Genomic DNA, 20,653 nt, shown 5'->3' on the forward strand with positions numbered 1-20,653 from the left:
AGCGGCTAGCGCACGCACTGCTCTTGAAAGATCAGTCACTGGTTCGTAAGTTGTTTGTTTTTTCTGCACTTTTTGTGATTGTGCCGATTAGTTTTATCGGCTTTTTTTCCTACCAGAAATCAGTGGAAGTACTTGAGAGTGAAGCACGTTCATACAGTTGGCAAATCATCAGGCAGGTAAATACCCATATTGAGTATTATGTGGGTGATTTTGAGATTGAAATATTAAAAATTTTGAATAACCAAGCGGTGAATCGATTTCTCCAAATGACGACCGAAGAGGAATTAAACTCAAGTGGCGGGACAGCTAATATCAAAAAGGTGTTGCAAAATGCTGCCTATTCAAGATCGGACATAGCTAACATTACGATTTCCTTGAATAATGTCGTTACAGTCGATGCAATCGATATCCGCTACAATCGGTTTCATCCAATGGAGGCGTTTCAACCGAAGTTTTTTGATAGAATCCTGCCCGAAACAGCTGAACCAGTTATTTTTACACGTACACTTGAAGATAACGAGAACAAAGAGCATGTTATCTCCATTGCCAGAAGATTGTTTAGTCCAAAAACCCTGAAACCGGTCGGTTTTATAGTGGTAGATGTTAATTTTAAGAGGTTTAAGGAAATTGCCAGCCAAGTCAATATCGGTCATTCTGGGTTTATGTATATTGTAGATTCACAGGGAAACTACGTCTATAACCCAGACTTTTCTCAACTGGGGAAGAAGGCGTCACTGCAAAATATGCAAAAAATTCTTCAAGGGGAGAGCGGTTCCTTTGTGACAAGCGGGGAACAGAAGAAATTACTCACCTATAACCATTCCGGGTTTCTTGGTTGGACTGTCATCACATCCATTCCCTATAAAGAGCTAATCAAGAGTTCTGTCAATATTCGAAATACCATTTTTATTATGGCGGTCATCACCATGCTGATTGCGATCATCCTCGGTGCAGGTCTGGCAGAAAATATCATAAAGCCGATAATCGGATTGCAAAAAATGATGAGGCGAGTGGAAAAGGGAGATTTCAGCGGCCAGGTCGAGGTTTTATCTAAAGATGAGATTGGCGACCTAACACAAGGGTTTAATAAAATGCTCATCAGATTAAATGAGCTTGTAGATGAAGTATATCTTTCTAAAATCAGGGAAACGGAAATGCTGCTGCGTCAAAAGGAAATTGAACTCAAAGCACTTCAGGCGCAAATTAATCCGCATTTTTTGTTTAACTCTTTAGAAACCATTCGCGGAATGGCCTTGGAAAATGGGATGGAGGAAATATCGGATATTTCCGCGGCATTGGCCAAATTATTGCGTTATAATATAAATAATAATTCGCAAATCGTGAAGTTGGACGAAGAAATTCTCCACACAAAGGTATACCTTCGCATACAGAAGCACCGTTTTGCTGATAAATTCGAGTATGAATTCTCGATTCCTGACTGGGCGAAAAAACAGACCATTGCCAAATTTTCGATTCAGCCGATCGTTGAAAATTCCTTTAAGCATGGGCTTGAGCCGTCAGGTGGTATCTCAAAAATCAGCATCACGGCGCTTGAGGAATCAGAGGATGCCTATATTATTAGAATTCAGGACAATGGAGTGGGAATTTCCCCGACGAGGCTGGAAGAAATCCGCCAGAATCTAAGACAAAAAGATGTCATGGAAGGTGGACCCGGAATCGGTATGGTGAATGTGCATCGAAGAATTGTTCACCTTTTTGGCGACGAGTATGGCATCAGCGTTGAAAGCAGCGAAGGCAGGGGAGCAGTCATAAGCATTCGCTTGCCGATGAATGGGCTTATCGGGTAGCTGATTGAAGGGTCAGGAGTCAAGAACATATATCTTTTTGTTTTATTGGGAAGTGATGGCATGTACACAATACTCTTGGTTGATGATGAGAAATGGGTTCGCACAGCACTGCGGCATACAATCGCCAAGGCAGAGCTGCCCTTTGAGGTAATCGGGGAATGCACCAATGGCTTGGAGGCTCTGGACTTTTTAAAGGAAAGGCCGGCTGATCTCGTTATGACAGACGTAAGGATGGCCGTGATGGACGGGCTAGCCTTCGTTACGGCATTGGCAAATGGCGAGTCTCGTACTGATTGTATTATGATCAGCGGTTACGATGATTTTAAGTATGTACAGCATGCCCTAAGGTCAGGGGTATTTGACTACCTGCTTAAGCCGGTAGAGCTTGAAGAATTGAAAGAATGTCTGGACAAATGGGTAAAGCATCGCCAGGAAAGTGAAGAAATGGCAGCTGCCCCTCAAAAGGAAGCCGATCCATCAGAGTTATCCACTGTTGAGAAGGTCATTCAATACGTCAAAAGCAAAGTTCCAGGAGAGGTCACATTATCTGAAGCGGCCAACTACGTGCATTTGAATCCAAGTTATTTAAGTAAGCTTTTTAAAGATAAAACAGAACAGAACTTTGTTGACTTTGTTCTTGAAATCCGGATGAATGAAGCAAAAAAACTGCTTGAGAGAACCTCCTTAAGGATTTCTGAAATAGCTGATAGGCTGGGTTATTCAGATATTACGTATTTTAGTAACTTATTTAAGCGTAAAACAGGAGTGACTCCATCTGAATATCGGAAGCGGGTCCGGACAAACTAAACAAAATCGTAAAACCTGTGTAGATTTTTTTCTATCCAGGTTTTACATGGCAATTTTTTGAAACCGATTGCAATCTATTCGGTTCTAAGGTAAAATAAAAACATAAATGTTAACGTTAACATTATGCTGAACTATCGAAAAGTGTTGCTATTTAACTACAATTTTTTTCAATCAATTTGTTAACGTTAACAATAATTTACTTACTAGGAAGATGGTGGACATATGCAAAACTTTATGGATGAAAACTTTCTTTTGAAAAATGAAACTGCTGTCCGTTTATATCATGATTATGCAAAGCAAATGCCAATAATCGATTATCATTGCCATTTAAGTCCAAAGGAAATTTATGAAAATAAAACATTTAAAAATATTACCGAAGCTTGGTTATATGGTGACCATTATAAATGGCGTTTAATGCGGGCAAATGGGGTTCAAGAGGAAATCATTACCGGCAGCGCAAATGACTATGACAAATTCATGGCGTGGGCGAAAACTGTTCCAATGACAATTGGAAACCCGCTTTATAATTGGACTCATTTAGAATTACAAAGGTTTTTCGGGATTTATGATTTACTTGATGAGGAAAGTGCACCAGAAATCTGGGAGAAGGTAAATGCACAATTGAATAGTGAGGGCTTTGGCGCTCGGGATTTCATTACAAAATCAAATGTAAAAGTAGTTTGCACAACAGATGATCCTGTGGACAGCCTGGAATATCACCTTAAGCTTAAAGAAGATTCAAGTTTTGCTGTCAAGGTTTTACCAAGCTTCAGACCTGACAAAGGATTGGAAATTAACCGTGATACATTCCTCCCATGGGTTGAAAAGCTGCAAGAGGTTTCAGGAGTGTCTATTAACTCTTATGACGACTATTTAACAGCACTTGAGTCAAGAATCATGTTCTTCCATTCTGTTGGCTGTTTGGTTTCTGACCACGCCATTGATCAAATGTTGTATGCTGACACTACGAAAGAAGAAGCAGCAGTGATTTTCAGCGAAGCCTTGAAGGGGAATAAAGTCTCCCTAGAAGATGAAAAGAAATTCAAAACCTATACCTTTAAGTTTTTAGGTAAACATTATGCGGAATTAGGCTGGGCTATGCAGCTTCACATTAATGCATTACGTAATACGAATTCAAAAATGTTTAAGGTATTGGGGCCGGATACGGGCTGGGATTCGATTAATGATGAGAACATTGCCAAGCCGTTAGCTAAACTGCTGGATTTGATTGAACAGGAAAGCGGACTTCCGAAGACGATTATCTATTCATTAAATCCAAACGATAACAATATCATTGCCGCCATGATTGGCAATTTCCAAGGCGGTGGAGTCCCAGGGAAAATCCAATTCGGAACAGCCTGGTGGTTTAATGACAATAAAGCTGGCATGATTGAGCAAATGAAATCACTGTCCAATATGGGCCTATTCAGCCGCTTCATTGGCATGCTGACTGACTCAAGAAGCTTCTTATCCTATACAAGACATGAATATTTCAGAAGAATTGTCTGTGCCCTCATTGCTGAATGGGTAGAAAATGGCGAAGTGCCTAATAACATCGAATTTTTAGGTAAAATTGTTCAAGGAATCAGCTATCAAAACGCAAACGAATACTTTGGCTTTGAATTATAATTTTCATGTAAAAGACGAGAGCGCAAATTTAGTCTCTCGTCTTTTCAAAAAGCGTTATTCCAAGTAAAATGAAAAGCGGAAGGTAAATAAAGGGTGAAACAAAATGGTTACAATTAAAGATATCGCGAAATTAGCAAATGTATCCCATACGACTGTATCCAGAGCCTTGAATGACAGTCCGCTAATCAAGCCAAATACGAAGAAAAAGATCCTTGACATAGCCGCTCAGCTTAACTATACACCAAATTTTAATGCCAAAAGCCTTGTCACTCAAAAGTCTTATACCATCGGCCTTTTCTTTACGAGCATATCCAATGGAACATCTTCCAGTTTCTTTGCTGATGCGGTAACTGGCGTAAATGCCGTTATCAATGAGGATTACAATTTATTCGTCAGAGGAATTGACGATTATGAAGACTTTTCCACGATTCATAGCAAAAGGTTCGACGGCATTATTTTAATGAGCCAAAGTGACGCTGATAATTCCTTTATATATCATGTGTTAAATCAAAAAATTCCGCTTGTGGTGATGAATCGGGAAATCAACGATCAGTCGATCATTAACATTCTATCAAATGATCATGAGGGCTCCTGCCATGCTGTAAATTATTTGATTGAAAATGGCCATTCGAAAATTGCGATTATTGAAGGGATTACAGGCTTCCAATCCACACTGGAACGCAGGGAAGGCTACCTGCAGGCATTGATGGAAAATGATATCCCAATCCGCAAGGAGTATATGGTAAAAGGAAATTATGACTTGCAAAGCGGATATGAAGCAATGGAAAATTTGCTCGCCTTAGACAATCCGCCTACCGCCGTCTTTTGCTCAAATGATGATATGGCAGTCGGTGCTCTCCATGCAGCATTTGCCAAAGGGTTACATGTTCCGGAGGATATTTCGATCACAGGCTTTGATGATATAGCCTCGGCACAGTATACAAACCCGCCTTTGACAACTGTCAAGAAACCAGTTGAAAAAATCTGTAAACTGGGCGCTGAAAAACTGTTTGAAGTGATTGAAAATAATGAAAACAAAGGTGATAAGATTTTTGTTGAAACGGAATTAGTGATCAGAAAGTCTGTATCCTTAGTGAAGTAAACTTATACCGTTTAAAGGGCGGGAAGCTTTTAAACGGTTTAATAAAATAGGAAAATGTTCACGTGTGCATAAAAGGAGAGATAACTTTGCAGAAACTTACTCGAAAGACCATCCAAGGCATTGAATCCTATCCGGAAAAGGTCCTGCAATTTGGCGAAGGAAACTTTTTACGGGCTTTTGTTGATTGGCAAATCGATGTTATGAATAAAGCTAACCTTTTTAACGGCAGTATTGTGGTTGTTCAGCCACGCGGGTATGAAAAGGTAGAAAAATTAAACGCCCAGGATGGCTTATATACGCTTTATTTGCAAGGGATGAAGGATGGTAAGCCGGTCAAGGAGCATACCTTAATCCAATCCATCAATAGAGGCTTAAACCTTTATACGGAATATGAAAAATATCTTGAACTCGCGCAAAATCCTGAACTGCGCTTTGTTTTTTCCAATACAACAGAAGCTGGGATCGCCTATCAGGAAAGGGACTGCTTGGAGGACCGCCCGCAAAAGAGCTTTCCTGGAAAGCTGACGGCTTTTCTTTACCATCGTTTCCAGGCTTTTAACGGGGATAACAGCAAAGGGTTAATCATCATTCCTTGTGAACTTATTGAAAAAAATGGCGAGAAACTAAAAGAAATGATTCTTCAATATGCCGCTGCTTGGAACCTTGGTGGGGAATTTGTTCAATGGATCAATGATGCCAATACATTTTGCAACAGCCTCGTTGATCGGATCGTTCCGGGATTTCCAGTTGACACCATCGCAGAAATCACGGAAGAGCTTGGCTACCAGGATGATTTTGTCGTGGTCAGCGAACAATTCTACAACTTCGTCATTGAAGGGCCTCAGTGGATAAAAGAAGAATTTCCAACCCATTTGGCTGGATTAGACACCAAGTTTGTTGATGACTTGACACCGTATCGGACAAGAAAGGTGCGGATTTTAAACGGCGCTCATACCGCGATGACACCAGTTTCCTACCTTTACGGTTTAGAAACAGTTGCCGAAGCGGTCGAGCATCCGGTGATGGGCAGCTTTATTAAAGAGCTGATTTTTGACGAAATTATTCCGACATTAGATCTTCCGGCCGAAGAATTAGCTTCTTTTGCGAATGATGTTCTGGATCGATTTAGAAACCCATATATCAAGCATTTTCTGATGAGTATTTCATTGAATTCCATCTCAAAATATACAACTAGAGACCTGCCATCTTTATTAGAATATATCAACCGTAAAAAGGAAATGCCTGAAAAACTAGTATTCTCTCTAGCTGCATTGATTGCTTTTTATAAGGGAAAAAGAGGTGCGGAAGATATTAATCTTAGTGATGACCAAGACATTCTTGAGTTGTTCAAAGCGCAATGGGACAGCTTTGACGGAACCCATGAAAGTCTAAAAGAAATTGTTCGTGCAGTTTTAGGATACGAGAAAAATTGGGGAATGGACTTAAATTCTGTTACGGGGCTAACGGATGCTGTTACCCATTATTTGTACGAAATCGAAACAAAGGGAATGAAGCAGGCCGCCCAAGCAGTCTTAAAGGAGAAAACGGCAAGATAAGGGGGATTTAAGCAATGTTGGAATTTATCCAGATTAATGAAAATGATAATGTTGTTGTTGCATTGCAGGATTTACAAAAAGGCAAATCCATTTCGGTCAATGGGCGTGAGGTTGAGCTCAAAGATGACCTGATACGTGGACATAAGATCGCTGTTAAGGATATTCAAGAAAATGAATTTATCGTGAAATATGGCTATCCAATCGGGCATGCTACAAAAGTAATATCTGCCGGTGAGCATGTTCATACACAAAATACGAAAACCAATCTTGATGGAATAAAAGACTATCAATTTAGCCAGAAGTTAGCCGAAAATCCTTATAAAAATGAGAACCTGACCTTTAAAGGCTTCAGGCGGAAAAACGGTACCGTCGGAATCCGGAATGAATTGTGGATCGTACCGACTGTTGGCTGCGTCAACGGTGTCGCAGAAACGATTATCAAACGTTTCCAAAAGGAAGTGGGCGATATCAGCCCGTTTGAAAATATCCTTGTATTAAAACACAATTATGGCTGCTCCCAGCTTGGCGACGACCATCACAACACAAGGACCATTTTGCAGGATGCAGTCCTTCATCCTAATGCTGGCGGCGTCCTCGTGTTAGCGCTTGGCTGCGAGAATAATAATCTCTATGAATTTAAGGAAAGCCTTGGCGAATTTGATGAAGGCCGTGTGAAATTCCTCGCTTCCCAAGAGGTTGGCAACGAGATTGAGGAAGGAGTTAAGCTTTTAAAGGAAATCTATGAAAATGCCAAAAGCGATAAGCGCGAAGAGGTCCCATTATCCGAACTAAAACTTGGATTGAAATGTGGGGGTTCAGATGGCCTATCAGGAATCACGGCCAATCCATTGCTTGGAAGACTTTCGGATTTTCTTGCTGCCCAGGGTGGAACCACGGTGTTAACTGAGGTGCCTGAAATGTTCGGAGCGGAAACGATTCTCATGGAACGGGCAGAAAATAAAGAGGTTTTTGAAAAAACGGTTGAATTAATCAATGACTTTAAACAGTACTTTATCGCCAATAATCAGCCTGTGTATGAAAACCCATCACCAGGGAATAAAGCGGGCGGGATCACTACCCTTGAGGATAAATCGCTCGGTTGTACACAAAAAGCGGGGACTTCCACTGTGACGGATGTGTTAAAATATGGCGAAAGATTAAAGAAAAAAGGACTAAACCTGTTGAGCGCCCCAGGAAATGACCTTGTTGCCGCATCTGCGCTGGCTTCGGCAGGCTGTCAAATGGTTCTCTTTACAACCGGACGGGGAACACCGTTTGGCACTTATGTTCCAACCATGAAGATTTCGACCAATACCCCGCTATTTGAAGCGAAGCCTCATTGGATTGACTTTGACGCCGGAGTATTGCTGGAGCAATCAGCAAATGTCGTCTTGAGACAATTTATTGACTATGTGATTAAAGTGGCCAGCGGTGAATTTGTAAACAATGAGAAAAATGACTTTAGAGAGATTGCTATTTTTAAAACGGGTGTAACATTATAGGTATTTAAACTCTTATGCGAAAAAGAACTCAGTAATGGAGGCAGTTTCAATGGAGCAAAACTTAGTTTCTTTATTAAAACAAGAAAAAATTGTGGCAATTATTCGCGGCATACCAAACGGTAGTGGTGAAGACACAGCCAAAGCCCTGGCAGCAGGCGGAGTTTCATTTTTAGAAGTGACATTAAACACCGTTGGCGCTCTTAACATGATTCATGATCTGAAAGGGAAATTTGGAGACCAATTACGAATTGGTGCGGGTACCGTTTTGGATCTTGATATGGCAAAGGAAGCGGTTCAGGCAGGTTCAGAATATCTTGTATCACCAAACCTGGATGAAGAGGTATTATCTTACGGGCTTGAACAAGGTGTGGAAGTTTGGCCTGGAACCTTGACGCCTACTGAGATCGTCCGCGCATATCGCCTCGGGGCAAGCGCTGTTAAGGTTTTTCCAGTCGGTTCGATGGGAATGAAATATATTAAAGATATCCGAGGACCGCTTAACCATATTCCAATGATGGTAACAGGCGGAGTGAATCTGGACAATATCAAAGAGGTTTTGGGATACGGCGCTATTGCCGCTGGGCTTGGTGGAAATCTAGTAAACAATGAGTTAATTAAAAAAGGCGATTTTGAGCAAATTACGAAATTAGCTTCGGCGTATACTAGACTAGCTAAAGAGGTGCAGGTACATGCAGCCAAATAACCGTACGGATGTACTGACAATTGGGGAAAGCATGGTTCTTTTTCAAACAATCGGGGAAAAAGGGATTAAGTATGAGCCGCTCTTTACTAAGTCCCTGGCAGGTGCCGAATCAAATGTTGCCATCACCCTGACACGTTTAGGCAAGAAGGTTAGATGGGTCAGTAAACTAGGAAAAGATCCGTTTGGTGACTTTATTTTGTCAACACTTGGCGGAGAGGGAGTAGATGTAACCTATGCCCTCCGTGATGCGGAAAAACCTACGGCGGTTTATTTTAAAGAAAGTAAAAGCTATGGTGATCCAACCGTTTATTATTATCGGAAAAACTCAGCCGCTAGCAATCTTCAGCCAGAAGATGTGCAAAAAGAGTGGTTTGCTGGTGTCAAGCATTTGCATGTCACAGGAATAACACCGGCCTTAAGTGAAAATGCTGCCGAAGCTATCCGAAAGGCAATGGAAATGGCCAGGGATATGGGACTGACCATTTCCTTTGACCCAAATTTACGGAGAAAGCTCTGGAGTGAGGAGAAGGCGCGGAGTGTTTTACTTTCCCTTATCCCGCTATGTGATGTGTTTCTGCCAGGCGTGGAGGAAGCAGAGTTTCTATTAGGTCAACAATCCATTGAAGAATATGGAGAGAGATTCCTGCGAATGGGGCCGAAAGTAGTTATCATAAAGCTCGGTGCCGAGGGATCGATGGGCTTTATCAACGGCGATTCTGTTAAAGCAGCCCCACATGTAGTCACACAGGTCATCGATACGGTCGGGGCTGGTGATGCGTTTGCAGCAGGATTCCTCTCTGTGTATTTAGATAACGAGGCTGCTTTGACTCATGTATCCCTAGAAATGGCTTTAACCAGGGCCAATATTTTAGGTGCGTTGGCAACTCAATTTAAGGGTGATTGGGAAGGGAATCCATCTCTTGAGGAGATCAATTCCATTATCTCAGGCAGGGTAGAAGCTACAAGATAAATATGTAAAGTTGAGGTGATTGACTTGTTTTGCTTTGGAAATAAGGAAAATTCTGTGGAAGCAGGAGAAGGTGCCAAAAGGAAGCTTTTGGGAAGGGGCGGAAGCCTGATGATGACAGAAGTAAGTTTCCAAAAGGATGCCATTGGTGCAATCCACTCCCACCCGCACGAACAGGTAAGTTATATTGTTCAAGGAAGTTTTGAGTTCAATTTGGATGGAAACGTCCAGCAAGTGGTGAAAGGGGACAGCATCTACATTCCTTCAAATACTTTGCATGGGGTTAAAGCGCTTGAAGATGACTCGATCATACTGGATGTTTTTACACCTCAGCGGGAAGATTTTCTATGATTTAACTCAATAAGACCGGGCTTCACTGCCCGGTCTTATTTTGTTACAAAACGGAAATCGTGTCCCTGCCTTTTGTTTTTGAAGTATAAAGGGCCTCGTCTGCCAACTGAATCAAATCCTCTGGTTTGGCTGCCGGACCAGGGATGAATGAGGCGATTCCGATGCTTAGGGTGACGATTTCTGCTATTTCTGATTTAATATGGGGAATATTTAGTTCCTTAACTGTTTTCTTGATTAGTGAGGCAAATTGTTCGGCATTTTCCCGGTTTGCTGCAGGCATGATGAGGCTGAATTCCTCACCGCCATAACGGCAGAGTGTATAGCTTGAATCTTCCGTTACGAGATTGTTAATAGCTTGGGCAATGGTTTGCAAGCAATAATCACCAGTAAGATGGCCATAGGTATCATTATATTTTTTAAAGAAATCAATGTCGAACATTAGTAATGAAATTGGGACTTGATCCGATTGAGCATGAAGCCATGCCTTTTCCAGTTTCGTATCAAAATATCTTCGATTTCCCACACCGGTTAATCCGTCTACATAAGAGAGTTGGTTTAATCGTTCATTGGATTTCTCTAATTTATGCTGTGTTTCTTTCAGTTCGATAAGGCTATTCTTTAATTTTCTTTGGTTTTCATTAGAATGGGCGATAAACACAGAAAAATGATAGGCGATAAATCCGCCTGTTAACGAAAAAATATAATGCATGATTAACAACTTTTTTAATACAATTGGATCTTCAATATTGATGGTAAAAACGATTGTTAGGATAAATAATCCAATCAGGTTCATGAAAAAAGCTTTTATTGTAAAATTATAATTCAATCTTGCTAATCCGCTGCTTATGATCGCTATAAACAGCATTCCGATAGAAGCATAAAGAGCTGCATCACTATAACCGAAAAGCAGAAATCTCCCTATTACAATAAGGGCAGAAGAGAGCATGGCGGGAATGAATCCCCCGAAAGCAGCCGCAAGAACGATTACTAAATGGCGGAGGTCGGCAATTGTTGTGGTAGAAATTTTAATACTAAAAATCATGAGTATGTTTCCAAGGATACCGTAGGAAAGTCCCCAATATAGTTTAGTGGACAATGGTGAAGAAGCCTTTAATGGTCTATTTTTGAATAATTGCCCTAAGACAAAAAAGGCTGATATTAATAGGGCAGTATTTGAAACAAAATCTTTTAACATTCATTTATCTCCGCTACTATGTTCTTTTGGTCAGGAGTGGTTCGTTCCTATAATCCGATTATACTATAAGAAGGGAAATTTCGACAAAAAATAAAGGAATAAGTCTGTTGAGCTTCGACATTTTCCGGGAAATTTTTATACAAAAATAGCTTCCCAATAGAAGGGAAGCTATTCATATTATAGGAGGACAGGCTGAGAAATGCCCGCAAGTTCCTTCGCGGCTAAACGTGCTTTTTCTTTGGAAGCGGCAACAATTTCCGGTACCTTTTGCGGATAAAGGTCCAAACCCTCAGCAATGACACTATTCATGACGTCAATTCCTAGGAAGTTAAGGGCAATTTTTAAATAACGGTCCCCAGACTCTAATTCCTGTATAGGGGAACCTGTATATTGGCCGCCGCGGGTTTGAATATGAATCGCCTTTTTCCCTGATAATAATCCCTTTGGTCCGTTAGGAGTATGGGTGAAGGTTTTTCCTGCAATAAATAGATTATCGAGGAATGCTTTCAAGATCGCCGGTGAATTTAAATTCCATAATGGTGAAACAAAGACATAGTAGTCAAATCCAATAAATTCATCTGCAAGAGCGTGCATTTTAAGGATTTTTTCCCTTTCGGTTTCTGAAAGCTGGTCTAATGTATAGCCGTATCCTGCTAATTTTCCGCGTGCAAATACTAAATCGGCATCCATCTGGACAAAATCTAATTGGAATAAATCCATTCTCTTAATTTCTACATCCGGCCTTTCATTTATAAAGGATTCGAGAAAAGCCTCTCCAATTTGCAACCCTTTTGATTTTTCAAGACCCTTTGGATTTGCTGTAATATAAAGTAATTTCTCCATCAACACACTACCCATCTGTTTTAAATGATTTCATTACTTCTATTATAAGAAATTTACTTTGCTCAATTTTGAACAATGGGTGAAGTTCTTGAACATTAGGTGACCATTATAGTTTTCAACATATGAAATGGTAAATTTTTTATATTAGCGCTTACATAAAGTTATTGACGAAAAAAGTCGATGGTGATATTCTACATATACGAAGTTGATTTGTTAGTTCATTAAACAAATTAATGGAAGTATAAACCAATCTCGAGATGTACAAATTATTTTTAACTGTTTTTTGAAAAGGATTACAAATAAAAATTATAACGGAGGGGTAACCATGGCACAAAGTGCAAGAGTACAAGCACCAGATTTTAATGTAGAAAAAGCAGCAGTTCGTCCGTTTGGAATGAAAGATAAATTAGGTTATTTGTTTGGTGATTTTGGAAACGATTTCTTCTTTGTTTTAGTAGCATCGTTCTTAATGGTTTATTACACAGATGTTTATGGTCTAAATCCTGCTTTTGTAGGAACCCTTTTCTTAGTTGCCCGCCTATGGGATGCCGTAGCCGATGTTTCTTGGGGACGTTTTATTGATACAAGAAAATCCGGAAAAAATGGCAAGTTCAGACCATGGATTTTTAGAATGTCATTTCCGCTTGTCGTCACTGGGGTGTTAATGTTTGTACACATTCCGGGAATGTCTACAGGATTTTATGAAGCATATGCATTTGTAACGTATATATTATGGGGAACATTATATAGCACCGTTAATATTCCGTATGGATCAATGGCTTCTGTAATTACAGGTGATCCAGTTGAACGTACTTCACTATCAAGTTGGAGAACATTAGGAGGAAACCTAGCTGGTTTAATCATTAACGTAGTCGGCCCAATGATTCTGTTTGTCAATAATAAGGCTGATGCCAATCACTTTTTATTAGGGGCCATCATTTTTGGAGTACTTGCCATTGCTTGTTATATGGCTTGCTACAAAATGTCAGTAGAACGTATTACAATCACTGATTCAAAAAAGGAAAAAGTGAATTTAGGTCAAACATTAAAGGGCCTTGCAAAAAACAAACCTTTACTGTGGATTTTGATTGCATCATTGGCTTTCATGGTGACATTTATGTTAATCGGTGCAGTAAACGTTTACTTGTTTAAAGATTATTTTGGCAATGCCAAAGCTTTAAGTATGGTTGGTCTTATTCAATCTGTAGCAGTATTTGTGGGAATGCCATTGGTTAAGCCATTAGTAGCTAAATTCGGGAAAAAAGAAGTTGCCGCAGCAGGGTTGTTACTCGCAGCTGTTGTATATGGCGTTTTATATCTACTTCCAAACCTTAATGCAAACCAATTTATTGGAATTTTAGCGATTGCCATGTTTGGCTACGGATTATTTAACTTAGTCGTTTGGGCATTTGTAACTGACGTTATCGATTATCATGAATACCTGACTGGTTTACGTGAAGATGGAACTGTTTATTCAATCTATTCCTTTGCCCGTAAAGTAGGACAAGCGATTGCTGGTGGTGTGGGTGGTTTTGCGATTGCATCAGTTGGTTATAATGCAACTCTTAAGGCGCAAACACAGGAAACATTGAATGGAATTCATACACTCGCCACATTGGTTCCGGCAGTTACTCTACTTGTAATTTTCTTAATTCTTGTATTCCTATATCCGTTAAATAAGAAAAAAACACAGCAGCTTGCTATTGATTTGGCTGAAAAGAGAAAAGCTTCTTAATATGGAAGATGGAAGATAGTTAAGGGAACTTAGCTATCTTCTTTTTTTATGCAATAAAAAAATCCCTTTTCATAAAGGGATTTTTTTTAGGAAACGATTTCATTCTCCTGCTGTTCAAATGGTAAATTCAGCATCGGAACACCAAGGAAATGTTTAATCGCAAGGGCACATGCACCTAATACGCAAGACTTTTTCCCAATTGAAGAAATGGATAACTCACGGTAATGACTAATAGACGAATGTAAATTTCTCTTAATTTTATCAAGAGCATCCGGATACATCCTTAGAAGTTCACTGTCGAGCACAAGGACATCAGGATTGTAAATATTAATCATATTATTTAAGCCGACGGAGAGATAGTAGAGTAACTGTTCCAGCTGCTCGTGTACTTCTTGGTCACCTTCATCAAGCCATTTTTGAATATCCTCATAGGATAGGTTTTTCATTTGTCTTTTTTCGGATAGATACTCGAATATACTTGATTCTGAGGCGTACTTCTCCCAGCATCCTTTATTGCCGCAGTTGCATGGCCTGCCTTCAGGGACAACAATCATATGGCCAATCTCACCAGCAAAGCCATCATGCCCGCGGAAGAAGTCATTTTTCATCATCATTCCCATTCCAATTCCGGAATAGAGAGTGGCACAAAGCAGGTTATCTGTTTCATGGTGAAAAAATACCCGTTCTGCAAAAGAGCTTAGGTTGGCATTGTTTTCAAGATAAACATCGATATCAATTTCATTTTCAAGATCGGTTTTTAAATGAATATCCGCCCATCCAAGTCGTGGTACAAAATGAACCACTTCGTCCTTCCCAACAAGGCCATGGATGGCAATGACAATTCCGACAATTCCGTAGTGGCTGTCAGTGTATTCCGCTTTATATTTTTTAATTTGCTCAACTAATATATGAAGAATCTCTGCATAGTCTGTTGTGTTTATTTTAATAATAGTAGATGTAACAGGATGACCCAGCAGGTCTGATAACGTAAAGGATATTTGACCATAATCAAGGTCGATTCCAAGGGCATAGCCTGCGTGGCTGTTTAATGAAAGCATAATCGGCTTTCTTCCGACAGAAAAATGCTCAAGCTGTGTCTCAATAATCAGTCCTTCATCCAAAAGGTCAGCAACCTGGGCAGAAATGGTAGCTCTCGTCAGGTCAGTCACTTTGGATATATCTGCGCGGGAAATCATTCCTGCTTTTACAATTTCCTTAATGATTAAGGAACGATTTATTTTTTTTATATATGCCGCATCACCGGTAATCATTGAGTTCCTCCATTTTATACACTTTTATAAGTATTTCTATTATATCAAATTATTAAATGGCGGAAAAACATATTATTGATTTCCTTCATTGACGAATCAAGATAAACATGATAATTTATACTTGTAATTAATTAGTTTAATAAACAAATTAAATTAAACTATATGTATTTTTTAAAATTTTTTAGCGCAATTGAAAGGGTTTACAGCTAAAGCTTTACTATTGGGAGGGAATAGAATGAAAGCTTTTTTAGATAATCATTTCTTATTAAATACCGAGACAGCTAAGGGACTTTATGAAAATGCCGCGCAGGGATTGCCAATCTTTGACTTTCACTGCCATTTAAATCCCCAAGAAGTTTGGGAAAACAAACCATATCGAAGCATTACGGAAGTGTGGCTTGGCGGCGACCATTATAAATGGAGAGCCATGCGTATGCATGGTATTGGCGAAAGGTTCATTACCGGCGACGCTGATGACTGGGAGAAGTTTGCTGCCTGGGCGGAAACAGTGCCTCATTTAATTGGCAACCCGCTTTATCATTGGACACATATGGAATTAAAAATGTTTTTTGGAATCGAGAAGGTTCTTAATCCGGAAACCGCCCGTGAAATTTTTAACGAGTGCAATGAAAAACTCGAGAAGCCGGAATTCAGGCCAAGAGCCTTCATCGAACGATCTAATGTAAAATTTATCGGTACTACAGATGACCCAGTTTCAACTCTTGAATACCACCAATTGTTGAAGAAGGATGAAACGTTTAAGGCCATCATTGCGCCAACCTTCCGTCCTGACGGTGCCCTTTTCATTGAGCGGCCAACCTTTAAAACATGGCTTGAAACATTATCGGAAGTATCCGGGATTAAGGTGGACTCTTTAGATTCGTTTTTACAAGCATTAAAACAGCGGGTTGATTACTTCCATGAAAATGGCGGCCGAGCATCTGACCATGATATTCAAAAAATGGAATATGTACAAACGACTAAAGAAGAGATTTCACCAATTTTTGATAAGAAGTTCAATGGTGAAGAGCTTGATGAAGAAGAAATCACTCCATATAGAGCGTTCCTATTGACGGAGCTTGGAAAAATGTATGCGGAAAAACAATGGGTCATGCAGCTTCATATGGGAGCCATGCGCAGCAATAATACGAAAATGAAAAATCTGCTTGGTCCTGATACAGGTTTTGATTCTGTTGGCGAAACCAATTTTGCTGAAGGCATCTCCCGCTTTCTTGATGCTCTTGACGTACAGAATGCATTGCCAAGAACGGTATTGTTTAACTTAAACCAGAAGGATAATGTTGTTCTTGCTGGCATGATGGGTAATTTTTATGAAGAGGGTATTCCGGGTAAGGTTCAATTTGGTTCAGGCTGGTGGTTCCTCGATCATATCGATGGAATGGAAAAACAAATGAAGGATCTTGCAAACGTTGGGTTATTAAGCCACTTTATTGGTATGCTGACAGATTCCCGCAGTTTCCTATCTTACGCAAGGCATGATTATTTCCGTCGAATCCTCTGCAACATACTTGGAGAATGGGTGGAAAGAGGCTTAGCGCCAAATAATCAGGAGTACATGGAGCAAATGGTTAGAAATATTGGTTATCACAATGCAGAAAAGTATTTCTTACAGCGATAATTTAGGAATGCCTTTCTTGATGTTCTTTGCTTAAAACGCTATTATGGATGGTATATTAATGGTGCCCGCGAGCCCAAACCGATAAACGGAGGGAGATTGTCATATGTCAAAGCAACAAATTGGTGTAGTTGGATTAGCTGTAATGGGGAAAAATCTTGCTTTAAATATTGAGAGCAGAGGGTATTCCGTTGCAGTCTTTAACCGCTCTTACGAAAAAACAGATGAATTTTTGAAAAATGAAGCAGAGGGTAAAAACTTTGTTGGTGCCCGCACTGTCGAGGAATTTGTCAACTCGTTGGAAAAGCCCCGCAAAATTTTATTAATGGTTAAAGCAGGTACTGCTACCGATGCCACAATCGACTCTTTAAAGCCATTTCTTGAGGAAGGCGATATTCTGATCGATGGCGGAAATACATTCTTCCAGGACACCATCAGAAGGAATAAGGAACTAGCGTCAGCAGGATACCATTTTATCGGTACTGGCGTATCCGGTGGGGAAGAAGGCGCATTAAAAGGACCTTCGATTATGCCTGGCGGTAAACAGGAAGCTTATGAGCTTGTCAAACCAATTTTAGAAGCCATCTCTGCAAAAGTAGAAGGTGACCCATGCTGTACGTATATCGGTCCGAATGGGGCAGGACACTATGTGAAAATGGTTCATAATGGCATCGAGTACGGCGATATGCAGCTAATTTGTGAAGCATACTTTATCCTTAAGAATGTCCTTGGTTTAAATGCAGAGGAGCTTCATCAAGTATTTGCCGAGTGGAATAAAGGCGAACTAGACAGTTATTTGATTGAAATTACCGCTGACATTTTTACAAAAGTGGATGAAGAAACTGGAAAGCCAATGGTTGATGTCATCATGGATACTGCCGGCCAAAAAGGTACTGGTAAATGGACAAGCCAAAACGCTTTAGATTTAGGTGTACCGCTGCCGCTTATTACTGAATCTGTATTTGCGCGCTTTATTTCAGCGATGAAAGAGGAACGTGTAAAGGCAAGCAAAGTATTGAATGGGCCTGAGGCAAAACCATTTGAAGGCAATAAAGAAGAGTTGATTGAAGCGGTTCGTAAGGCATTATATATGAGTAAAATATGCTCTTACGCACAAGGCTTTGCACAAATGCGCTCAGCATCTGAAGAGTACGATTGGAATCTTCGTTATGGGGATATCGCAATGATTTTCCGCGGCGGCTGTATCATTCGTGCCCAATTCCTGCAAAAAATTAAAGATGCTTACGATCGCGACCCAGAATTGAAGAACCTATTATTAGATCCATACTTTAAGGAAATTGTGGAAGGCTATCAGCAATCACTTCGTCAAGTGCTATCCTTGGCCATTGAACGCGGTATTCCGGTACCATCGTTTGCAAGTGCGATTGCTTACTATGACAGCTACCGTACCGAAACACTTCCAGCCAACCTATTACAGGCGCAACGTGATTACTTTGGTGCCCACACGTACCAGCGTATTGACAAAGAAGGTACTTTCCATACAAATTGGATGGAATAAGCTACCTTTCTTTACCTGATAAGAGACAAAACCTCCAAACAAATGGACTGTTTTGTCTTTTTTTTTACTTAAACTAAAATATAAAAAGCAATATCAGTCAAATTTGATTAAAATGAAGGCATTTTCAGAGAATGTTTTTCTTAAGCTTAAGGCGTAAAATATAAGTAAGCTTTGATAACGCTTACTACTAGGGAAGGCGTGAGAGCTGTGGAAGATTTAATTTCCCTGCCATATAAAAGAAAAGTATTAGATGAATGGATTTATGCATCTTATCGAATGCGCGGAGTGGAATCCTATACTTTTCAGTTTCACTCACATCACGAGTATGAGATTTATTTCTTCTGCGGCGGTGATTGTAAGTATTTAATTAATAATCGGATCTATGAGCTAGTACCCGGTGATATTATTCTTTTGGATGGCATGACCTTGCATAAAGCCAACCCCTGGGGTGAGAGCATCTATACGAGAAGTGTGCTTCATTTTTCACCAACATGGTTGTCTGATTTGATTTCCACACTCGGAATACCGAATTTGTTAATGCCGTTTAAAAAATTGAACAACCCGCTTCTACGTACACGCTATGATGAAAATGGCCAATATGTGGACGGGCAGATGAAAAAAATATCGGGGCTTCTAACCGAAATCGATGAAGAGCTTCAGCGTACGGGTAAAAAGAGTGAACTATTAGAAGCTGAAGTGAAGCTTGAGCTGACTCAGTTGCTGCTTGCTATCTATAAAATGAGTAAGAAGGAGTTAGCGCAAGTAACCAGCAGGAAGACAGAAAAGGAAGTACATGTAGAGGAAATTGCTTCTTGGATAAGAGACCACTATTCAGAGAAAATTAGTTTAGACCGTATTTCGTCTGAGCTTAGTTTAAGCAAATATTATGTATCGCACGTTTTTAAAGAAGTCACAGGCTTTACTGTGATGGAATATGTAATGGGCTGCAGGCTTAACCAAGTGAAGTTCTTGTTAGAAATGGAACCAGATCTTTCCCTGGCCGAAGTATCCAGTGCATCGGGGTTTGAAAGTCTTGCACATTTTAGCCGCTTTTTTAAAGAAAAGGTGGGCATAACACCGTCACGCTATCGAAAAAATAAACTACAACCAGCAACACAGCAATAAGGAGGAGTCACTATAAATGAATCAAGATTTATTGATCTCAGGATTTTCAGATGAAATTTCATCAGATTTTGATACACAGCTTGAGGTTGTTTCAAATCTAGGCATGCGTTATTTATCTTTACGGGGCATTGATGGGAAAAACATCGGTGACTTTACCGTTGCTGAGATTAAAGAAAATGTCCTTCCGCGTCTTGAAAAAGCGGGAATAGCTGTATCATCGATTGGATCTCCTATTGGCAAGGTCTTCATCAATGATGAAGAAGGCTTTGCAAAACAAAAAGAAATGCTTAAAACCCTATGCCAGATTAGCAATCTGTTGGACTGCAAATATATTCGTATTTTTAGTTTTTATATTCCAAAGGGTGACAACCCTGATATTTACCGCGATGATGTTATTCGCAAAATAAAGGAATATGCAGCGATTGCGAAGGAATACAATGTCATTTTATTGCATGAAAATGAAAAGGATATTTTCGGAGATATCGCACGACGCTGTCATGAGATATTAAAAGAGGTTAATTCCCCGTACTTTAAGGCGATATTTGATTTTGCCAACTTCGTTCAATGCGGTGAAGATATCCAGGCATGCTATGAATTATTAAAGGATGAAGTGGTGTATATTCACATCAAAGATGCGGTTACTACAGATAATCAAAATGTTGTCTGCGGTACAGGAGAAGGAAAAATTCCTGAACTCCTCTCCCAATTTATTAAAGCAGGCTATAAAGGCTTTTTAACGCTAGAGCCTCATTTGGTTCTCTTTGATTCATTAAAGGATTTAGAGCTTGAAGATGCGGCCGAGATCATTAAGGACAACAAAGGGCTTGATGGTGCAGGCGGCTATAAACTTCAATATGAAGCACTTTTAGAAATTCTAAAAAAAATTGAAAGCGAGGAAAGGTAA

17 protein-coding genes are annotated in these 20,653 nt (G+C 40.0%); 14 read left to right on the forward strand and 3 right to left on the reverse strand.

All coding sequences use genetic code 11. The features are described 5' to 3' along the window. The first annotated feature begins 23 nt into the window (after nt 1–23). The 9 genes from ACNQGS_RS05925 to ACNQGS_RS05965 all read left to right on the forward strand — a co-directional run bounded on the left by ACNQGS_RS05925 (nt 24) and on the right by ACNQGS_RS05965 (nt 10,425). Nucleotides 24–1,808, forward strand: coding sequence for a sensor histidine kinase (locus ACNQGS_RS05925; protein ID WP_491486525.1), 1,785 nt, complete (start codon nt 24–26; stop codon nt 1,806–1,808). Nucleotides 1,809–1,868: 60 nt separating this feature from the next. Further along, complete coding sequence (locus ACNQGS_RS05930) at nt 1,869–2,615, forward strand: response regulator transcription factor (protein WP_491486526.1); 747 nt, start codon at nt 1,869–1,871, stop codon at nt 2,613–2,615. A 222-nt stretch (nt 2,616–2,837) separates the two neighbouring features. Then, complete coding sequence (uxaC, locus tag ACNQGS_RS05935; RefSeq protein WP_491486527.1) at nt 2,838–4,244, forward strand: glucuronate isomerase; 1,407 nt, start codon at nt 2,838–2,840, stop codon at nt 4,242–4,244. Nucleotides 4,245–4,347: 103 nt separating this feature from the next. Continuing rightward, nucleotides 4,348–5,346, forward strand: coding sequence for a LacI family DNA-binding transcriptional regulator (locus ACNQGS_RS05940; protein WP_491486528.1), 999 nt, complete (start codon nt 4,348–4,350; stop codon nt 5,344–5,346). A gap of 86 nt (nt 5,347–5,432) precedes the next feature. Next, a complete protein-coding gene (locus ACNQGS_RS05945) occupies nt 5,433–6,902 on the forward strand; it encodes a tagaturonate reductase (RefSeq protein ID WP_491486529.1) in 1,470 nt (489 codons plus the stop codon). Nucleotides 6,903–6,916: 14 nt separating this feature from the next. Further along, nucleotides 6,917–8,404 (forward strand): UxaA family hydrolase, encoded by a 1,488-nt coding sequence (locus ACNQGS_RS05950; RefSeq protein ID WP_491486530.1) that lies wholly within the window; start codon nt 6,917–6,919, stop codon nt 8,402–8,404. 49 nt (nt 8,405–8,453) lie between these two features. Next, on the forward strand, nt 8,454–9,107 hold the full coding sequence (locus ACNQGS_RS05955; RefSeq protein ID WP_491486531.1) for a bifunctional 4-hydroxy-2-oxoglutarate aldolase/2-dehydro-3-deoxy-phosphogluconate aldolase: 654 nt from the start codon (nt 8,454–8,456) through the stop codon (nt 9,105–9,107). Next, entirely contained in the window at nt 9,094–10,077 is a 984-nt protein-coding gene (locus ACNQGS_RS05960) for a sugar kinase (protein WP_491486532.1), read from the forward strand. Before ACNQGS_RS05955 ends, ACNQGS_RS05960 begins: the two co-directional genes overlap by 14 nt. 15 nt (nt 10,078–10,092) lie before the next feature. Beyond that, complete coding sequence (locus tag ACNQGS_RS05965) at nt 10,093–10,425, forward strand: cupin domain-containing protein (protein ID WP_491486533.1); 333 nt, start codon at nt 10,093–10,095, stop codon at nt 10,423–10,425. 43 nt (nt 10,426–10,468) lie between these two features. Here the strand turns inward: ACNQGS_RS05965 and ACNQGS_RS05970 are convergent, their stop codons facing one another. Together ACNQGS_RS05970 and ACNQGS_RS05975 are read right to left on the reverse strand one after the other, a co-directional pair. Continuing rightward, on the reverse strand, nt 10,469–11,620 hold the full coding sequence (locus ACNQGS_RS05970; RefSeq protein ID WP_491486534.1) for a diguanylate cyclase domain-containing protein: 1,152 nt from the start codon (nt 11,618–11,620) through the stop codon (nt 10,469–10,471). A 177-nt stretch (nt 11,621–11,797) separates the two neighbouring features. Further along, the gene (locus ACNQGS_RS05975) at nt 11,798–12,463 is read right to left on the reverse strand and encodes an FMN-dependent NADH-azoreductase (RefSeq protein WP_491486535.1); all 666 of its coding nucleotides are present in this window, start codon (nt 12,461–12,463) and stop codon (nt 11,798–11,800) included. Nucleotides 12,464–12,788: 325 nt separating this feature from the next. Between ACNQGS_RS05975 and ACNQGS_RS05980 the strand changes: the two genes are divergently transcribed. Then, a complete protein-coding gene (locus tag ACNQGS_RS05980) occupies nt 12,789–14,198 on the forward strand; it encodes an MFS transporter (RefSeq protein ID WP_491486536.1) in 1,410 nt (469 codons plus the stop codon). A gap of 86 nt (nt 14,199–14,284) precedes the next feature. Here the strand turns inward: ACNQGS_RS05980 and ACNQGS_RS05985 are convergent, their stop codons facing one another. Continuing rightward, nucleotides 14,285–15,469: an ROK family protein gene (locus tag ACNQGS_RS05985; protein WP_491486537.1), complete on the reverse strand. Its 1,185-nt coding sequence runs from the start codon at nt 15,467–15,469 to the stop codon at nt 14,285–14,287. A 235-nt stretch (nt 15,470–15,704) separates the two neighbouring features. On the opposite strand from ACNQGS_RS05985, the gene uxaC (ACNQGS_RS05990) reads away from it, so the two are divergent. The 4 genes from uxaC (ACNQGS_RS05990) (at nt 15,705) to ACNQGS_RS06005 (ending at nt 20,653) form a co-directional block, all read left to right on the forward strand. Continuing rightward, nucleotides 15,705–17,108 carry a glucuronate isomerase gene (gene uxaC / locus ACNQGS_RS05990; RefSeq protein WP_491486538.1) on the forward strand — a complete coding sequence of 468 codons (1,404 nt, stop codon included), beginning with the start codon at nt 15,705–15,707 and terminating at the stop codon, nt 17,106–17,108. A gap of 103 nt (nt 17,109–17,211) precedes the next feature. Next, nucleotides 17,212–18,624, forward strand: coding sequence for an NADP-dependent phosphogluconate dehydrogenase (gene gnd, locus ACNQGS_RS05995; protein WP_491486539.1), 1,413 nt, complete (start codon nt 17,212–17,214; stop codon nt 18,622–18,624). 207 nt (nt 18,625–18,831) lie between these two features. After that, complete coding sequence (locus tag ACNQGS_RS06000) at nt 18,832–19,749, forward strand: AraC family transcriptional regulator (protein ID WP_491486540.1); 918 nt, start codon at nt 18,832–18,834, stop codon at nt 19,747–19,749. Nucleotides 19,750–19,765: 16 nt separating this feature from the next. Beyond that, the gene (locus ACNQGS_RS06005; RefSeq protein WP_491486541.1) at nt 19,766–20,653 is read left to right on the forward strand and encodes a sugar phosphate isomerase/epimerase family protein; all 888 of its coding nucleotides are present in this window, start codon (nt 19,766–19,768) and stop codon (nt 20,651–20,653) included.

The sequence above is a fragment of the Neobacillus sp. PVCKKU3 genome, from assembly GCF_058323225.1.

What these genes read in the sequence shown, in the direction of transcription:
- ACNQGS_RS05930 (WP_491486526.1), top strand. Translation starts at nt 1,869, where the DNA reads ATGTACACAATACTCTTGGTTGATGATGAGAAATGGGTTCGCACAGCA.
- uxaC (WP_491486527.1), top strand. Translation starts at nt 2,838, where the DNA reads ATGCAAAACTTTATGGATGAAAACTTTCTTTTGAAAAATGAAACTGCT.
- ACNQGS_RS05940 (WP_491486528.1), top strand. Translation starts at nt 4,348, where the DNA reads ATGGTTACAATTAAAGATATCGCGAAATTAGCAAATGTATCCCATACG.
- ACNQGS_RS05950 (WP_491486530.1), top strand. Translation starts at nt 6,917, where the DNA reads ATGTTGGAATTTATCCAGATTAATGAAAATGATAATGTTGTTGTTGCA.
- ACNQGS_RS05955 (WP_491486531.1), top strand. Translation starts at nt 8,454, where the DNA reads ATGGAGCAAAACTTAGTTTCTTTATTAAAACAAGAAAAAATTGTGGCA.
- ACNQGS_RS05960 (WP_491486532.1), top strand. Translation starts at nt 9,094, where the DNA reads ATGCAGCCAAATAACCGTACGGATGTACTGACAATTGGGGAAAGCATG.
- ACNQGS_RS05970 (WP_491486534.1), bottom strand. Translation starts at nt 11,620, where the DNA reads ATGTTAAAAGATTTTGTTTCAAATACTGCCCTATTAATATCAGCCTTT.
- ACNQGS_RS05975 (WP_491486535.1), bottom strand. Translation starts at nt 12,463, where the DNA reads ATGGAGAAATTACTTTATATTACAGCAAATCCAAAGGGTCTTGAAAAA.
- ACNQGS_RS05980 (WP_491486536.1), top strand. Translation starts at nt 12,789, where the DNA reads ATGGCACAAAGTGCAAGAGTACAAGCACCAGATTTTAATGTAGAAAAA.
- ACNQGS_RS05985 (WP_491486537.1), bottom strand. Translation starts at nt 15,469, where the DNA reads ATGATTACCGGTGATGCGGCATATATAAAAAAAATAAATCGTTCCTTA.
- uxaC (WP_491486538.1), top strand. Translation starts at nt 15,705, where the DNA reads ATGAAAGCTTTTTTAGATAATCATTTCTTATTAAATACCGAGACAGCT.
- gnd (WP_491486539.1), top strand. Translation starts at nt 17,212, where the DNA reads ATGTCAAAGCAACAAATTGGTGTAGTTGGATTAGCTGTAATGGGGAAA.
- ACNQGS_RS06005 (WP_491486541.1), top strand. Translation starts at nt 19,766, where the DNA reads ATGAATCAAGATTTATTGATCTCAGGATTTTCAGATGAAATTTCATCA.